This is a genomic window from Bradyrhizobium sp. S3.3.6, from assembly GCF_040546905.1.
In the GTDB taxonomy this organism is placed as follows: domain Bacteria; phylum Pseudomonadota; class Alphaproteobacteria; order Rhizobiales; family Xanthobacteraceae; genus Bradyrhizobium; species Bradyrhizobium cytisi.
In genome coordinates this window covers 16,783-33,153 of record NZ_JBEPOT010000009.1, presented here as the reverse complement: position 1 = coordinate 33,153, position 16,371 = coordinate 16,783, and the positions used below count along the sequence as shown (strand labels likewise).

General features: G+C 64.1%; 15 protein-coding genes and 1 tRNA gene. 2 read left to right on the top strand and 14 right to left on the bottom strand.

The genetic code is table 11. The annotated features are described in order from the left end of the window. Positions 1-81: 81 nt before the first annotated feature. From hpf to ABID59_RS24300, 8 genes are all read right to left on the bottom strand, one after another. A complete protein-coding gene (gene hpf / locus ABID59_RS24335) occupies positions 82-681 on the bottom strand; it encodes a ribosome hibernation-promoting factor, HPF/YfiA family (RefSeq protein WP_354031283.1) in 600 nt (199 codons plus the stop codon). 173 nt (positions 682-854) lie between these two features. Beyond that, a complete protein-coding gene (rpoN, locus tag ABID59_RS24330; protein WP_148749034.1) occupies positions 855-2,483 on the bottom strand; it encodes an RNA polymerase factor sigma-54 in 1,629 nt (542 codons plus the stop codon). Positions 2,484-2,573: 90 nt separating this feature from the next. After that, positions 2,574-3,587 carry an LPS export ABC transporter ATP-binding protein gene (lptB, locus tag ABID59_RS24325; RefSeq protein ID WP_354085067.1) on the bottom strand — a complete coding sequence of 338 codons (1,014 nt, stop codon included), beginning with the start codon at positions 3,585-3,587 and terminating at the stop codon, positions 2,574-2,576. Between the two features lie 215 nt (positions 3,588-3,802). Continuing rightward, complete coding sequence (locus tag ABID59_RS24320; RefSeq protein WP_354085066.1) at positions 3,803-4,534, bottom strand: LptA/OstA family protein; 732 nt, start codon at positions 4,532-4,534, stop codon at positions 3,803-3,805. A 5-nt stretch (positions 4,535-4,539) separates the two neighbouring features. Continuing rightward, on the bottom strand, positions 4,540-5,265 hold the full coding sequence (lptC, locus tag ABID59_RS24315; RefSeq protein ID WP_354085065.1) for an LPS export ABC transporter periplasmic protein LptC: 726 nt from the start codon (positions 5,263-5,265) through the stop codon (positions 4,540-4,542). A 184-nt stretch (positions 5,266-5,449) separates the two neighbouring features. Then, complete coding sequence (locus ABID59_RS24310) at positions 5,450-6,064, bottom strand: ribonuclease D (RefSeq protein WP_148749038.1); 615 nt, start codon at positions 6,062-6,064, stop codon at positions 5,450-5,452. A gap of 153 nt (positions 6,065-6,217) precedes the next feature. Further along, the gene (locus ABID59_RS24305; RefSeq protein ID WP_354085064.1) at positions 6,218-7,945 is read right to left on the bottom strand and encodes a hypothetical protein; all 1,728 of its coding nucleotides are present in this window, start codon (positions 7,943-7,945) and stop codon (positions 6,218-6,220) included. Further along, positions 7,945-9,267, bottom strand: coding sequence for a UbiA family prenyltransferase (locus ABID59_RS24300; protein WP_354085063.1), 1,323 nt, complete (start codon positions 9,265-9,267; stop codon positions 7,945-7,947). Before ABID59_RS24300 ends, ABID59_RS24305 begins: the two co-directional genes overlap by 1 nt. Before the next feature lie 277 nt (positions 9,268-9,544). On the opposite strand from ABID59_RS24300, the gene ABID59_RS24295 reads away from it, so the two are divergent. After that, positions 9,545-10,816 (top strand): MFS transporter, encoded by a 1,272-nt coding sequence (locus tag ABID59_RS24295; protein ID WP_354085062.1) that lies wholly within the window; start codon positions 9,545-9,547, stop codon positions 10,814-10,816. A 486-nt stretch (positions 10,817-11,302) separates the two neighbouring features. Here ABID59_RS24295 and ABID59_RS24290 read toward each other — a convergent pair whose 3' ends face one another. From ABID59_RS24290 to ABID59_RS24280, 3 genes are all read right to left on the bottom strand, one after another. Continuing rightward, a complete protein-coding gene (locus ABID59_RS24290) occupies positions 11,303-11,491 on the bottom strand; it encodes a type II toxin-antitoxin system RelE/ParE family toxin (RefSeq protein ID WP_354085061.1) in 189 nt (62 codons plus the stop codon). A 105-nt stretch (positions 11,492-11,596) separates the two neighbouring features. After that, a complete protein-coding gene (locus tag ABID59_RS24285; protein WP_354085060.1) occupies positions 11,597-11,806 on the bottom strand; it encodes an addiction module protein in 210 nt (69 codons plus the stop codon). A 219-nt stretch (positions 11,807-12,025) separates the two neighbouring features. Beyond that, a tRNA-Leu gene (locus ABID59_RS24280) sits at positions 12,026-12,112 on the bottom strand. A 152-nt stretch (positions 12,113-12,264) separates the two neighbouring features. Between ABID59_RS24280 and ABID59_RS24275 the strand changes: the two genes are divergently transcribed. After that, a complete protein-coding gene (locus ABID59_RS24275) occupies positions 12,265-13,230 on the top strand; it encodes a complex I NDUFA9 subunit family protein (protein ID WP_354085059.1) in 966 nt (321 codons plus the stop codon). Between the two features lie 126 nt (positions 13,231-13,356). Here ABID59_RS24275 and ABID59_RS24270 read toward each other — a convergent pair whose 3' ends face one another. From ABID59_RS24270 to ABID59_RS24260, 3 genes are all read right to left on the bottom strand, one after another. Continuing rightward, a complete protein-coding gene (locus ABID59_RS24270) occupies positions 13,357-14,097 on the bottom strand; it encodes an SDR family oxidoreductase (RefSeq protein ID WP_354085058.1) in 741 nt (246 codons plus the stop codon). Positions 14,098-14,100: 3 nt separating this feature from the next. After that, a complete protein-coding gene (locus tag ABID59_RS24265) occupies positions 14,101-15,429 on the bottom strand; it encodes an FAD-binding oxidoreductase (protein WP_354085201.1) in 1,329 nt (442 codons plus the stop codon). Positions 15,430-15,523: 94 nt separating this feature from the next. Next, positions 15,524-16,330: an undecaprenyl-diphosphate phosphatase gene (locus ABID59_RS24260; RefSeq protein WP_148749047.1), complete on the bottom strand. Its 807-nt coding sequence runs from the start codon at positions 16,328-16,330 to the stop codon at positions 15,524-15,526. Between the last annotated feature and the right edge of the window lie 41 nt (positions 16,331-16,371).

Genomic DNA, 16,371 nt, shown 5'->3' with positions numbered 1-16,371 from the left:
CTCCAACGCAATCCCGGTGCCAACTCCCGCGTGCGGCTTTGCCCTGCTCATTGTTAAGGGCTGTGGTTGATACGGGGACTCCTAGCCGCCCGATTTGGCGCCCGGGGGGTCGATCCAGCCGACATTCCCGTCGGCCCGGCGGTAGATGATGTTCACCCGGCCCGAGGAACCGTGCTGGAATACCAGGCAGGGTGCCCCGCTGAGGTCGAGTTCCATGACGGCTTCGCTGACCGACATCTGCTTTAGCGACGTCGTGGCCTCGGCGATGATCACGGGGCTGTAGCCGGTGACCTCGTCGTCGTCCTCCCCCTCGCCCGGCGCCTCGAGCACGTAAGCAGTCGCGTCGAGCGCAGCCAGCGCCGCGGAAGCGACATGGGTCTTGCGGGCCGAACGGTCCTTGAGCCGGCTCTTGTAGCGCTTGAGCCGCTTCTCGATCATGATCAGAGCCTGGTCGGCGCTAGCATAGGCGTCCGGCGCGTTCGATTCGGCCTCCAGCGTAATTCCCGAATCGAGATGCAGCGCGCAATCGGTCCGGAAGCCGAAGCCATCCTTGCTCAGGGTGATGTGGCCGGAATAATTGCCGTCGAAATATTTACGCAGGACCTCATCGGTCCGGTCGGTCACGCGGCCGCGCAGGGCCTCGCCAACGCTGACGCTCTTGCCCGAAATCCGAAGAGTCATGTGATGCCTCGCTTGGTTTGACGCCGAGCTACCATGACTGCGTCATCGCAGCTCGGGTTGTTCCCTGCGCATGATCTGGCCGGAAAACCGCCGGACACTTTTCCGGATCATGCGCGTGCTTGGATCGATCGCGACAGGGAGGATGAGAGTAGCGCGATTTCGCGCCAGCGCAATCAGGCCGGTTCGGTGTTGCGGGAGCGATCGGACATTGCGGTGGAAAGGACGTTACCAAGAGCGCTCTGCTTGTCACGACGGCGTTGCACCGAGGACGGAATGCGCATGGCTTCGCGGTACTTCGCGACCGTGCGGCGGGCAATATCAATGCCCGAGGCGCGCAAGCGTTCCACGATGGTATCATCCGACAGGATCGCGGCCGGTAGCTCCGAATCGATCAGCTGCTTGATGTGGTGACGCACGGCTTCGGCCGAATGCGCCTCGCCGCCGTCGGCCGAGGCGATCGACGCCGTGAAGAAATATTTCAACTCGAATGTGCCGCGATTTGTCGCCATGTATTTGTTGGCGGTGACGCGCGACACCGTGGATTCATGCATCTGGATGGCGTCGGCGACGGCCTTCAGATTCAGCGGCCGCAGATGCGCGACACCGTGGGTGAAGAAGCCGTCCTGCTGCCGCACGATCTCGGTTGCAACCTTCAGGATGGTACGGGCGCGCTGGTCGAGCGCGCGCACCAGCCAGGTCGCGTTCTGCAGCGCGTCGGTGAAATACGACTTGTCGCCGTCCTTGCCTTTTTTCTTCGACAGCTCGGAATAGTAGGTCTGGTTCACCAGCACGCGCGGCAAGGTGTCGCTGTTGAGCTCGACATGCCAGCCGCCGTCCGGACCCGGGCGGACATAGACGTCCGGCACCATGGTCTGCAGCCGCGCCGAGCCGAACTTCATGCCGGGCTTGGGATTGAGGCGGCGAATTTCGCCGATCATGTCGGCGATGTCCTCGTCGTCGACGCCGCAAACCTTGCGCAGACCTGCGATGTCGCGCTTGGCAAGGAGATCGAGATGCTCAACCAGCGCCTGCATCGCGGGATCGTAGCGGTCGAGCTCGCGGAGCTGGATCGCCAAGCATTCGCTCAAGTTGCGCGCGCAGACGCCGGGCGGATCGAATTTTTGCAGCACGGCAAGAACACCGTCGACGTCGGCTTGCGACGCGCCAAGCCGTTCGGCGGCTTGCCCGAGATCGCCCGGCAGATAGCCGGCCTCGTCGACGAGGTCGATCAAATACTGCCCGATCATGCGCTGCGCCGCACCGGTGAAGGCAACCGAGAGCTGCTCGGCAAGATGGTCGCCGAGCGTGGTTTCCGCCGCAACGAAGGCTTCGAGATTGTAGTCCTCGTCGCCAGAGGCGCCGCCGCCCCATTCCGTGTAGGTGGTCGGCGCGACGTCCTGGGCGTTGCGCGCCGCCGCCTCGGCGGGCTCCTCCGAGAAGACGTTGTCCAGGCCCGTATCCAGGGTCTGCTCGATCTCGGCGCGGGTGCCGAGATCCTTGCTCATCCATTCTTCCTGGCCCGGCTCGAAGGCGTTGCCGCTGCCGCCAAAACCGTCATCAGCACCCTGGCTGCCTGAATCATCGCCATCGTTGTCGCTGAACTGGCCGGCCTCGGCCGGGGCTTCGCCGCCGGGGGCCTCGTCATTGGCCCGCTCCAGCAGGGGATTACGCTCGAGCTCCTCCTCCACGAAGGTGGTGAGATCGAGATTGGACAATTGCAGCAGCTTGATCGCCTGCATCAGCTGCGGCGTCATGACCAGCGACTGCGATTGCCGGAACTCTAATCTCTGCGTAAGCGCCATTTAACAAGAACCGTTCCCAAAAATTGGTCCAATTCTTGCTTATCTTAGTCCTGGCCCGATGTACACGCCTTGACGAAATGGAAAAAAGGGCTAGAGGCGGAACTCCTCGCCAAGGTAAAGGCGACGAACATCCGGATCGGCGACGATCTCGTCCGGGCTCCCCTCCGTCAGGATTTCACCGGCATAGACGATATAGGCGCGATCGGTGAGGCCGAGCGTCTCGCGCACATTGTGGTCGGTGATGAGCACGCCGATGCCGCGATTGGTGAGATGGCGAACCAGGTCCTGAATGTCGCCGACCGCAATCGGATCGATGCCGGCGAAGGGCTCGTCGAGCAGCATGTAGTTCGGACGCGTTGCGAGCGCGCGCGCGATCTCGACGCGGCGGCGCTCACCGCCGGACAGCGCGATCGACGGCGATTTCCGCAGGCGCGTGATGTTGAACTCGTCGAGCAGGGAATCGAGCTGATGCTCGCGCTTCTTGCGCGAGGGCTCGACCACTTCGAGCACGGCGCGGATGTTCTGCTCGACGGTGAGACCGCGGAAGATCGAGGCTTCCTGCGGCAGATAGCCGATGCCAAGCCGCGCGCGCTGATACATCGGCAGCTTGGTGACGTCGTGGCCGTCGAGCTCGATCGCGCCGCGATCGGCCTTGATCAGCCCGGTGATCATGTAGAACACGGTGGTCTTGCCGGCGCCGTTCGGACCAAGCAGGCCGACCGCTTCGCCGCGCCGCACATAGATGCTGACGCCGCGCACGACCTGGCGGCTGCCGAAACTCTTTTCCACGCTATGCACAGCCAGGAAACCCGGCCGCTTCAGGAGTTGCGGTCCGCTTGTGCCGTTGGACTTTGCAGCGGGCCTGGCGCTGGATTTGGCTTTGGGCGGTTGAGCGGCCGGCTGACGCGTCCGCGGCCGGGCCTCAACGCCATAGGGGTCCGAGGCCTGCATGGGCTGGTCACGGGCAATCGGCGGCGCGTCCCGCACCGGGCTCGCCACCAGGCCGCCGACGCTGTCACCGAGCGCGGTAATGTCCTGACGGGCAAATCCTGGCCGGCCGCGCTTGGCGGGGCGCCGACGGAACATGCTGAATAGATCGACCATCCCCGCCTTCTTTACGGATCCTGCGCGGTGCTCGCGCGGTCTGCCGCGCCGGCCGCTTGCTTCGCCGACGCAGCATGAGTGTAGGGATGTCTCATGCCCAGTGAAACACGCCCGAAAAGCGGCGGACCCCGCTTAGAAAGCCCTGCGCGCTAGATACAGCCTCGCCGGGCAAGCTTCAACCTCGGATCGGCCGCACCTGGGCCAAGCTCTTGAATTTACTTTTGTTTACCTGAACCGGGCAACTGCAAGGGCGAGCCCGCGCCCGGGGCTACCGGCGTTCCGCATTTGCCGTTCGCGCCGCCCTGGGACTGGATGAACAGGCCCTGCACCTTGCCGCTGTCGGATTCCACCCGGGAGACGCCGGTGGTCATGTCGACCATGAGGCGGTCGCCGCGCAGCACGTTCTGGCACTGCGTCAGCACGACGCCGCCGAGCATGGTGATGAGGTTGGTCTTGGTGTCGAACACCGCGGTCTCGCCGGTCACCACCTGGTCCTTCTGGGTGACGACGACGCTGCCGCGCGCTTCCAGCCGCTTGATCGAGGAGGCGCCGCCCGGCCCCGGTGTCGCCGATTGCATCGGCGCCGCCTTCTGGCCTTTTGCAGAAGCGGATTGGGCCGGCGCAGCCTGCGGCGCGGCGGCCTTGTCGCTGCTCGATTCGTAGAACACCACCAGCGTCTTCGAGGTCATGGTGGTGTCGCCCTGCACGACCTTCACATTGCCGGCGAAGGTCGCTTCCTTCTTCTTGTCGCGCATCTCGAGCGAGGCGGCCTCGATCTGGATCGGCTGATCGCGGTTCTGCGAAAAGCCCTGCATCGCATTGGGCACGCCTTGCATCGTGCTTTGCGCGAGGGCTGCACCGGTCGCAATCAGCGCAGCACCGCCAAGCGCGATCGCTGCGACGATGGCGCGACGCCTGCTGTCGTTGCGCGGAAAAAAATCAGCCATGAAAATCACTTTGAGTTCGCAGATTTGTTCTTGGACTTCACGGGCGCTGGCGCGGGCTGCTCGACCGGCGCGGGCGCAGCGTCATCCGTGCTGATCTTGTCCAGATGCATCACGACATTGCCTTCGAAGCGGATGACGTCGCCGCCCTCCGTGATGCGCAGTCTATCCGCGGTCAGCGTGCCGTTGGTCAGCTTGACGTCGACGTGGTCATCGGAGGAGACCGTGCCCTTGTTCATGTCGACGAAAGCCGAGTTCAACCGCGCCTCGTAGCCTGTCGAGGTGCGCAGGAAGATGTCCTTGTGCAGATCGAGCTGCTGCTGCTTGTTGTCGAAGCGGCCGGTGCGGGCATCAAGAAACAGGGTCGACTGGTCTTCCATCAGCACCTTTGCCTTGAGGTCATTGAGATCGACGTGGTCGGGGTCGGTGATGTCCTGCGTCGCGGTCTTGGCCCAGAGCTCGTAGGGCCGCTGGTCCGGCGTGAAGCCGGACAAATGCGGCGATTCCATCGTGATCCTGGTGCCCGTCACCACCATGTTTCCGGAATCGACCTTCACGGGGATCATGGTGAAGGGGTTGAGGAAGGTCGACACCGCGACGATCGAGGCCATGGCCAGAACCACGGTCACCGGCACCGCGATGCGCAGAATCCGCACCAGGCGGCTGTGGCGCGCCGCGCGGGCAAACTTCGCCGCAAGCGCGGCGTCGTAGGTTGGAAACTGGGCCGAGTTCACCGCTGCTCCGGGGGCATCGCTTGCCTGGTCAGAAGGCTCCAATCGAGGGCGCCCCATTGTACCCGCGACCTCAGGAATATGCAGCCTTTGGAATAGGCAGCCTTGGGCATACCAGCTTTGGACAGGCCGTTACGAAAGTGTCCGAAACGGGGCGGCAACCTCAGCCTGGGTGCCGCTAAACGGCTCAGGAGTGCGCGAAAATGTCCTCTTCCGCCCAGCCCTGGAGGTCGAGCAGGGCGCGGGTCGGCAGGAAGTCGAAACAGGCCTTGGCCAGCGCGGTGCGGCCCTCCCGGACCAGCATGGCGTCGAGCCGCTCACGCAGGGCGTGCAGGTGCAGCACGTCCGAGGCAGCGTAGGCAAGCTGCGGCTCGCTCAGGCTGTCGGAACCCCAGTCGCTGGATTGCTGCTGCTTGGAGAGGTCGATATTGAGCACCTCGCGCACGAGGTCCTTGAGGCCATGGCGGTCGGTATAGGTACGGGTCAGGCGGGAGGCGATCTTGGTGCAGTAGATCGGCCCGGTCATCACACCGAGGCTCTGGTACAGCACCGCGACGTCGAACCGGGCGAAATGGAAGATCTTCGTGATGGCGGGATTGGCGAGCAGGGCCTTCAGGTTCGGTGCGTCGGTGTGGCCCTTGGGGATCTGCACCACGTCGGCGCTGCCGTCGCCTGGCGAGAGCTGGACCACGCAGAGCCGGTCCCGATGCGGGTTCAACCCCATGGTCTCGGTGTCGATCGCCACCGCGCCGGTGTAGCGGGTGAGGTCAGGCAGGTCGCCGCGATGCAGGCGTACGGTCATGGCGTTTCAAACCCTCAATCGAATCGGCGCTAGATCAAATTAATGCCTGAAGCGGCAACTGGCGAGGGCCGGCCGGACCGAACATCCGCCAGCAGCCTTGCGCGCCGCGATGTAGCTGCTGGCCACGGTCGGCGCAAGCATCGGGGCCGTATTTCAACCGGCCGGCGCGCGTTCGGCGGCCGAGACGCAGAGCCGTCCGGTCCGGAACACCACGTCACGCTGCGAGGACAATGTCTCGCAGCGATCGACGACGTAATCGATGCCGTGCCCCGCGGCATAGGCCAATCGTGCGGCGTGGGACTCCAGCGCCTCCGTCTCGGTCATGCGCTCGTGCCAGATCGGGTAGTAGGACGGCGTCCACATCGCGGCGGCGCCGCGCTTCTGGTCGACCCAGATGCGGCGATGCGCCACGAATTCGAAGATGGTCACCCGCGCGAGCGCGAGGTCCCCGGGATGCGCCGTCGTGGTTTCCGCGCCATGGGGTAGCGGCAGGAAGATCGCATCGGTCCGTGTCGCAGCGCGCGCCCAATTGCCGACGTCCTGCCACTCACCGACCGCTTCGTTGAAGAGGCGGTTGACGGCGACGTTCTGCCAGACCGCAAGCGGCCATAGCACCAGACCCGCCAGCGCCAACGCCGCATAGCCGAACCGGCGATGCGAGGCGGGCGCGTCGTCCGTCACGCCCGTGGCCAGGATCACGCCCACAACCAGTGGAACGACGAGCGCGATTGCGATGCCGTTGATGCCAAGGCAAAGCACCATCAGGCACCCCGGGAGGAAGGCGATCGCACGGTCACGGCTCAGCCAGTTGGTCGCGAGCGCCGCCATGGCAAGTCCGGCCAACAGATAGATCTGCGTCCCAGACCGCAGCAGCTGAAGATTGAGAATGAGATTCGCACTGGAGACAAATGGAATGACGATACCGACCGCATAGACCAGGACCGCGCCGAGATAGGCCGCCCACAACGCGCGCGCCCCGGCGCCGAACCACGCCAACGCGGCGGCGCCGGCGGCGATCACCGCGACCATCACGAGGATGCTGTCGAGATCCACCGCCGTGATCAGCGAATGGCCGGCATAATATTCACGGAGATAGGCCGGATAGTCGAAACCGGGCGGCTTGCCGAACTCTGGATTGCCGAGCACGGCATGCAAGACCGGATAGGCAATGGGGAGCGAGATCATGAGCCCGGCGAGGGTCCGCCAGCAGACGGTCCGCAGCGTCGTCTCGCCTCGAAGCATCGAGGTGACCGCGACGAGAACCAGCAGCGGCGCCAGCCAGACGGCAACGAAGGCATTGACGAAGAAGGTGACACCGCAGGCAATGGCCGCCGACGTGAACCATCCTCGCGCCGCGAAATAGATTGCGAGCAGGACGGTGCCGTTGGCGATCTCGGAATGCGTGAAATAGTTCACGAACAGTCCGCCCATGCCGGCCCGGCCGTAACCGTCGAGGAACGCGATCGCGCACAGGATCAGGCTGAAGACGATCTTGTCGCGCCGCGTGACGACGCCGAGCAGCGAGGCGCAGCACAGGAACCCGACGAAGGACAACAGGCGCGACAGATAATTCAGGACGAAGAACAGCACTTCCGTCTGCCCGACGTCCTTCTGGGTGTCGTTCAGCAGGATCCAGACGCCGGAGGCGAAATAGCGCAGGGACTGGATGAAGGCGTCATCGTGAAACTGCGGCTCGTTGCCGAGCCCGGCGACGATCGGAAGATGGAACAGGTTATTCCAGATGCCGAAGGCGAAGCCGGTGCGCAGCAGGGACACCACGGCCGCGAACGCCGCAATCACCAGCGTATCCACGATCGCAGGCGAGAGCGCCCGCAAGCCCTTCCGGCTCGCGGTACCCAGGCTCGATATCGCCAGGCTCATCAGATCGCCGCCAGCATGATGCAGACCATCGCCGCCACGGTGGTGCGGCTCGCGCCGTCCCGGAAGGCGTAGATGATGGGATCGTCGGGCATCTCGCGGCGATGCGCGATCATCAGGGCGCGGCCGAACCAGTACAGCAGCAGCGGCGCGAGCAGCCACAGCAGCCAGGGACGGCTGTAGAGCGGCGTCACCGCGGAGGACGAGACGTAGAGCGCGAACACCGTCACCGCATTCATGGCGCTCGCCGCCGCCATCGCGGCGATGATGTGCAGATCGCTGATGCGGTAGTCGCGGTTGGAGGGATCGGCGAGGCCTTCGCCCTGGCGCATGCTGAGCTCGCTGAAGCGCTTGATCAGCGCGAGCGAGGTGAACACGAACAGCGAGAACACCATCAGCCACTCCGACAGCACGACGCCGGCCGCGACCGCGCCGGCGCCGATGCGCAAGGAATAGAGGCCGGCGAGCGTGACGACGTCGACCAGCATCTTGCGCTTGAGCACCAGCGAATAGGCGATGGTGGTGGCGAGATAGGCGGCGAGCACGCCGAGGAAGGTCAAGGAGATGCAGAGGCTGGCAGCGAGGGCGAACAGCCACAGCACAGGGATCGCCGATAGTGCCGAGGAGATCGGCAGGTCGCCCGACGCGAGCGCGCGATGGCGCTTGGTCGGATGCTGGCGGTCGGCGGCGAGGTCGAGCAGATCGTTCAACAGATAGGCGCCCGACGCACAGGCCGAGAACGCCAGGAACGCCAGCAGCGTGGTGCCGAGCGTGGCAAGGTTCAGCTGATGCGCCGTGATGACAGGCACGAACACCAGCGTGTTCTTGGCGTATTGATAGAGCCGCAGCGCCTTCGCCCAGGTATTCAGACTCGCGCGGCCGCGGCCTCGATGCGCGATGCGCTCGATCGCGGCGCGGTTGAACGGAAGGTGATCGCCCGCAGCAAGATCGGCCGCCGTAATGACGCCGTCAAAACCGAGATGGGCGGCGATGCAAGCGGCATGATTGGCGAAGCGGCCGGCGACCAGGAAAATCTTGGCGCCGCGCGCCCGCGCCGCCAGCGCCTGGTTCAGCACGTCGGCATCATAGGGAAGCTGGGCGTAGTCGAGCTCGGCGCGCGCCAGAATATCCGTGAGCGCCGCCATGCCTGCGCGCCCCCCCGCGCCGAAGCGGGCCAGCATGCGCGCGGGACTCGAGAACAGCGCCTCCATCAGCAGCTCCGAGCGCAACAGGGCGCCCTCGAGATCGATGACGAGGGTGCGCCCGGACGCGGGCGCTGTCGGCGCGGCCTCACTCCGATCGTGCTGCCTGACGGGCTGCTCCATCCGAAAACGCTCTGACTGACCGCGACACGGCCGGCCCAAGGGCTGGGGAGGCCGGGGAGCAGGAAAATGGACGGCCGCGAGCCTAGGGAGCATTCGCTAAGGGCGGCTTAATTCGACCGGCCGAACGGCGGCCGAGAGGGTCCGCCGCCAGGCTGTGTTGCCGGGATCCCACAATCCGGCGTGCGCGCGATATACCAGCGGAACTTGAGGCCGGTGCCCGTGGAAATCGCCCTCGCCCACCCTATCTGAGCCCAGCTTCTTACACGCATCAGGTGCCATGACAGACCAGACGCTCGCCGCGCCGATCGACGATCAACAGCAACGCCAGCGCGGCTTTTCGCGCTACCAGTCACTCCTCGTGGCATTGCTCGCGTTCGCCCAGTTCACGATCATCCTCGATTTCATCATCATGTCGCCGCTCGGCGCCATCCTGATGCCCTCGCTCGACATCACCGCTGGGCAATTCGGCGTCGCGGTGTCGGCCTATGCGTTCAGCGCCGGACTCTCCGGCATCCTCGCCGCCGGCTTTGCCGACCGTTTCGATCGCAAGCGGCTGCTGCTGTTCTTCTATGTCGGCTTCACGCTCGGAACGCTGCTCTGCGCGCTGGCGCAGACCTACCACGTGCTGCTGCTCGGCCGGATCGTGACCGGATTGTTTGGCGGCGTGATCGGCTCGATCGTGCTGGCCATCGTGACCGATCTGTTTCCGCTGCATTTGCGCGGCCGCGTGACGGGATTCGTGCAGACGGCGTTCGCCGCGAGCCAGGTGCTGGGCGTTCCGGCCGGACTGTTTCTCGCCAGTCACTGGAGCTGGCATGTCTGCTTCTTCGCGATCATCGGCCTGTCGATCCTGGCGATCGCCATCATCGCCTTCGCCATGGAGCCGGTCGACGCGCATCTGAAGCTGAAACAGGACAAAAACCCGTTCCACCATCTGGTCGCGACCATCGGCGAGCCGCGCTACACGCTGGCCTTCGCGGTCACGACATTGCTGGCGACGGGCGGCTACATGCTGATGCCGTATTCCAGCGCCTTCACCGTCAACAATATCGGCATCGACATCGTGCATCTGCCGACGATCTATCTGGTCTCCGGCCTGTTCAGCATCGTCACAGGACCGCTGGTCGGCCGCGCCAGCGACGCCTTCGGCAAATATCCGACCTTCGTGTTCGGCTGCGCGATGACCGTCGTCATGGTGCTGATCTACACCCATCTCGGCCACGTCTCGCTGGTGACCGCGATCATCGTCAACGTGCTGCTGTTCGTCGGCATCTTCTCGCGCATGATCCCGTCGCAGGCGCTGATATCGGCGATCCCCGATCAGAGCCAGCGCGGCTCGTTCAGCGCAGTCAGCGCCTCGCTCCAGCAGCTCTCTGGCGGGCTCGGCTCGGTGCTTGCGGCTGCGATCATCTCGCAACAGCCGGATGGTTCGCTGCTGCATTTCGAGCGGATCGGCTACGTCGTCGTCACCACGACGATCATCACGCTGGTCGCGATGTATTTTGTGCAGAAGTCGGTGACGGAAAGGGCGGGGCGGAGTGTGCTGTGAGGGCGCTGGTGGAGGAGCAGCATGGCGATACCAGCGGATTCGGGCGACGCGCTTGAAAACCTTGCCACAAGGCTGGTTGAGCTAGATGCTGCGATCGCACGCGGGCTGTCACAGCTGAGATCGATGACACCACCGTGAAACACCCCAATCCAAGGAAGCATCGATTGGTTCGGCGGCTCCAGTGGAATCCCGATCGCGCGGGCATCATGTGGATGCTGGCGTCAGCAATTATCGCTACGACCATTTTTGCGGCGGTTGTAATTTACTATCCTTTCTTACCACAGCGGAACGCTGGTGCGGGCTTTGGACCCGACTGGGATTGCACCCCTCACCCCAGCGGCGAACCCACATGCATCAAGAAAATCGGCCGCTGAAAGTGAAGTTTCGATGAGGCTTGAACCCAGCCGTCGCGAGCCCTCGCTTTAATCGTTCAATCGAAAAGCAAAGCAATTCCGCTGGGACCAAATTCTTGAACGCTTGGCGATGCTACGAGCGCTGCTTCCAAACTAGGGGATCGCGACTCGTATGAAACACCGCAATGACATAGACCGCATCGTGCGTCTCACGAAATACGAGAATGTAAGGGAAGCGGCGTAGCAAAGCGCGGCGTGTGTTCTTGAGAGCCGGCGGAAACTGCTTCGGATTCTCCGCGATCCGCATCAGCGCTGTGCGCAAGGCCTAACGAAATTGCGGCACGACATGCGGAGCGTGGGTGTCGTACCAACCGACGGCATCGGCGAGGTCCGCCCTCGCCGCAAGCGTAAAAAGAATTTTGGCCACTTATCGGGACCGGCGGTCAAGCTCGGTGTCGATATCCTCCCAGGGGATCGCTTCGCGACGGTCCGCGTCAAACGTCGCAAGCCGACGGTCGAGTTCGGTCACCTGCGCCGGGGTCAATTGCACGTCGGCAGCGGAGAGGCTGTCCCAGAGCTCGCCGATAAGGTCAAGCCGTTCCTTGGGCGTCAAGCGGCTGATGTCGAGCGTTGCCATAGTCTCGAATCCTTTGGCCCTTTTGCCAACGAAATCACAATCCGCACGGAACCGTCGAGACCAATATCGTTATCGCCGCGATGAACGGAAAGAGCCGGCTCCGATGACTTTAGGACGATTCCGCAACATTATTGCGGACCAAGCTGCCGCCGGCACCCGCGACGGGTGAGCGCCTAACAACCTTCGGACTGCACCTTGGGGGTATCCAAAGAAAAAAGCTGGTGCCCAGGAAAGGACTCGAACCTTCACGGCCGTTAAGCCACTGGCACCTGAAGCCAGCGCGTCTACCAATTCCACCACCTGGGCATGCCGTTTGGGGCACGGAGGCGGTTACTACGGTTCAGTGACGCTGTTGTCAATTCATGGTTCGGCTTGCCGATTGCGCATTGCAAACCGGGCCGATACAAGCCTGACAACACTCTGCTCTTCCGCAGGAATGGACCCCGGGAATAGATCTCATGGCATCGAATCTGGAAACTCTCGTCACGGTTTTCGGCGGATCGGGGTTTTTGGGCCGGAATGTCGTCCGCGCGCTGTGCAAGCGGGATTACCGGATCCGGGTCGCGGTGCGGCGGCCGGAACTGGCCGGATACCTCCAGCCCTCGGGCAAGGTCGGCCAGGTCCACACCATCCAGGCCAATCTGCGCTATCCGGCCTCGGTCGAGGCGGCGGTGCGTGATTCGGATGTCGTGATCAACCTGGTCGGCATCCTCACCGAGGGCGGCGGGCAGACCTTTGACGCCGTCCAGGCCAAGGGCGCCGAGACCGTCGCCAAGGCGGCAGCCGCCGTCGGCGCAAGGCTGATCCACGTCTCCGCGATCGGCGCCGATGCCGAATCGCCCTCGCGCTATGCCAAGGCCAAGGCCGCGGGCGAAGCCGCGGTGACGGCTGCGGTGCCGGCGGCCACGATCTTCCGCCCCTCCGTGATGTTCGGGCCCGAGGACCAGTTCACCAACCGCTTCGCGGCGCTGGCGCGGATGTCGCCGGTGCTGCCGCTGATCGGCGCGAGCACCCGGATGCAGCCGGTCTATGTCGGCGACGTCGCCACCGCGATTGCCGATGCCGTCGACGGCAAGGCCAAGGCGGGCGCCACCTACGAGCTCGGCGGGCCGGAGGTGCTGACCATGCGCGAGATCATCGAGGCCATCGTCGCCATTGCCGATCGCAAGCCGATGCTGGTGCCGCTGTCGTTCGGCCTCGCCCGCTTCCAGGCCAACTTCCTGCAATTTGCGCCTGGGGCCTTCAAGCTGACGCCGGACCAGGTCACGCTGCTCGAGCGCGACAATGTCGTGTCGGATGCGGCCAAGGCTGCCGGCCTGACGCTGGAAGGCCTCGGCATCACCCCCGATTCGCTGGAAGCGATCGCCCCGCAATATCTCTGGCGCTTTCGCCCGCAGGGCCAATTCCAGCGCAAGAGCGTGTGAGGCTTCCGCGCCGTCATGGCCGGGCTTGACCCGGCCATCCACGTCTTTCTTAACGCGGATGCTAAGAACGTGGATGCCCGGCACAAGGCCGGGCATGACGAGCTTGTCGCGCGAGCAGCAGCAACCTCAGAACTTCAGCTTCTTGAACACCGCCTCCGGCAGCGTCTTGATGATGAGCATCACGAGACGCCATTTGCCGCTGACATAGACGACATCGGTCTTCTTCTCGACCGCGCCCAGGATCGCATCGCCGACGACAGGCGCATCGACGGTGAGCGGGCCGATCAGCTGCATGCCTTCCGTCATTTTTGTGCGAACGAAACCGGGTTTCACGGTGACCACATGCACGCAGCCGCGGCCGGCGCGGGCGCGCAGGCCCGACAGGAAAGCCGAGAAGCCGGCTTTCGCCGAGCCGTAGACATAATTCGAGGCGCGGCCGCGATCGCCTGCCACCGACGACACGCCGACAATCGTGCCATTGCCGCGGCCTAAGAATTTTTCGGCGAACAGGCCGAGGATCAGCGACGGTCCCTCGTAGTTCGAGCGCATGATCGTGGTGGCGTGCGCGAGGTCGCTCTCGGCATTTTGCTGGACGCCGAGGAGGCCAATGATCGAGACGACGACATCAGGCAACACGGGAAGGCCGGCGACAAAGCCATCGAATGATCGCGTGTCGAGCACGTCGAATCTCCACGTGCTCGCTTCGATGCTGTAGCGCGCGCGCAGATCCGCCGCGTCGGGCTCCAGCGCGGCGACATCGCGGCCGGCGAGGCCAACATCGTATCCCGCCTTGGCAAAGGCGCGTGCCGCGGCGCGGCCGATATCGGAGGAGGCACCGAGCACCAGAACGGTCTTGCGTGACGTCACGGCTTAAACCTCATCGAACAGGCGTTGTGAAAGCTTGGAGCGGATGTTGCTGGCGGGATCGAGCGATTTGCGGATCGCGTTGAAGCGTGACAGCGCGGGATAGCCGGCCTCGAAAGTCGCGCGCGACTGCCGCGCATCCTTGGCGAGATAAAGCCGCCCGCCGGCGGCGACGACGAGACGGTCGATCTCGTCGAGGAAGTTCAGGATGTCGCCCTTCACCGGAAAATCCAGCGCCAGCGTGTAGCCGGGCAGCGGAAACGACAGCAGGCCATCGCCGTGACTGAGCTTCTTCAGCACCGCGAGGAACGAGGCATCGCCGCGCTTCGAGACACGATCGAGGATGTCGCCGAGAGTGGCGCGCGCGCCAGCTTCCGGAATCACGCATTGATGCTGGAGGAAGCCGCGCCGTCCGTAGATGCGATTCCAGTCACCGATGCTGTCGAGCGGAAAGAAATACGGATAGAGCGAGACCACATGGTCGCCGCCGGCGCGCCTTGCGCCCATGCGGTAGTAGAGCTCGTTGAAGGCACGGACGCTCAAGCGATTGAGCGTCATCGACGGCAGATCGAAGGGCACGGCGAGGTGGGGATTTTTGCCGATTGGAAAGCGATCGGCGTCCTCAGTAAGCTCGTCGGCGCGGGCGTGCTCACCGAGATAGATCAACGAGCGGCCGAGATCGCGCCCTCGCGCCACGCAATCGATCCATGCCACCGAATAGGTCGCGGACTCGCTCGCCTCGAGCGCGCGCATCGCGGCGTCGAGATCGGATGCGGATATCACCCGCTCGCGGATCCAGCCGGTCTCGACGGGACGCAGCCGCATCGTGGCTTCGAGGATGATTCCTGTAAGGCCCATGCCGCCGACGGTCGCGAAGAAGGCATCGGAATTTTGCTCGCGCGAGATCTCGATCGTCTCGCCCGCCCCGGTGCGCAGCAGAATGCTGTCGACATAGCGGCCAAATCCGCCCTCGCCATGATGATTCTTGCCATGCACGTCGGCCGCGATGGCGCCGCCGACCGACACAAATCGCGTGCCCGGCACCACGAACGGCAGGAAGCCGCGCGGGCCAAAGGTGTCGATCAGGTCTGACAGCAGCACGCCGGCTTCGAGCCGGATGCGGCCAGTTGCCGGATCGAACCACCTGACACGGTCGAACGTGGTCATCCCGATCGTCCTGACGGCGCCGATCGCGGCATCGCCATAGGCGCGGCCATTGCCCCTGGCCACGGAGCCGGTCACAGCGACAGCCGCACCCACGGCCTCGAACGACCGCGGCCGCAGCACTTCGCTATCGACGACCGGGAAGCGCCCCCAGCCGCTGACGAGGGTCATCATTCAGCTCCGCCTGCGGGCCACCCCGCTCCGGACACTGCCTACCGGTCAAAAGCTGATATTGCGTTGAGGCTTGTCAGCAGATTGTCAAAGGTTAATGGCCGAGCGCCAGCGCGATCAGGCCGAGCGTGCCGACGATGACGCGCCACCAGGCGAACACCACGAAGCCGTGGCGGGTGACGTATCCGAGGAACGCCTTCACCACGATGACCGCGGTGATGAACGACACCACGAAGCCGATCGCGACGATGCCCATGTGGTCCATCGTCATCTCGGAGCGGTTCTTGTAGAAATCGTAGGCGAACGCGCCGATCATGGTGGGGATGGCGAGGAAGAACGAGAACTCCGCCGCCGCCCGCTTGTCGGCACCCAAAAACATCGCGGCGACGATGCTGGCACCGGAGCGCGACACGCCCGGGATCATCGCAACGCACTGGGCGATGCCGATATAGAGATACATCAGCAGCGGAAACCTGGTGGCGTCATGCTCGCGCGCCTTGAGATCGAGCCGATCGACCCACAACAGGATGGCGCCGCCGACGATCAGCGAGAAGCACACGACCCAGGGGTTGAACAGCATGCTCTTGATGTATTTGCCGGCGATGAGACCGACGATCACCGCAGGCAGGAACGCCACCAGCACGCCGATCACGAAGCGCCGCGCATAGGCATCACCCGTGAACATGCCGATCGCGACGTCCCACAATTTCTTGAAGTAGAGCACGACGATCGCAAGGATTGCGCCGAGCTGGATCAAAACCGTAAACGAATCCCAGAAGGCGCCCTCGCCAAGGCCGAAGAAGCGCTCCGCCAGCAGCAGGTGCCCGGTCGAGGAAACAGGAAGGAACTCGGTCACACCCTCGATGATGCCGAGGATCACTGCCCGTATTGCATCTGACATATTTACGGTCCATTTCCGCTGGAAAAGCGGGGCTCTTCTCG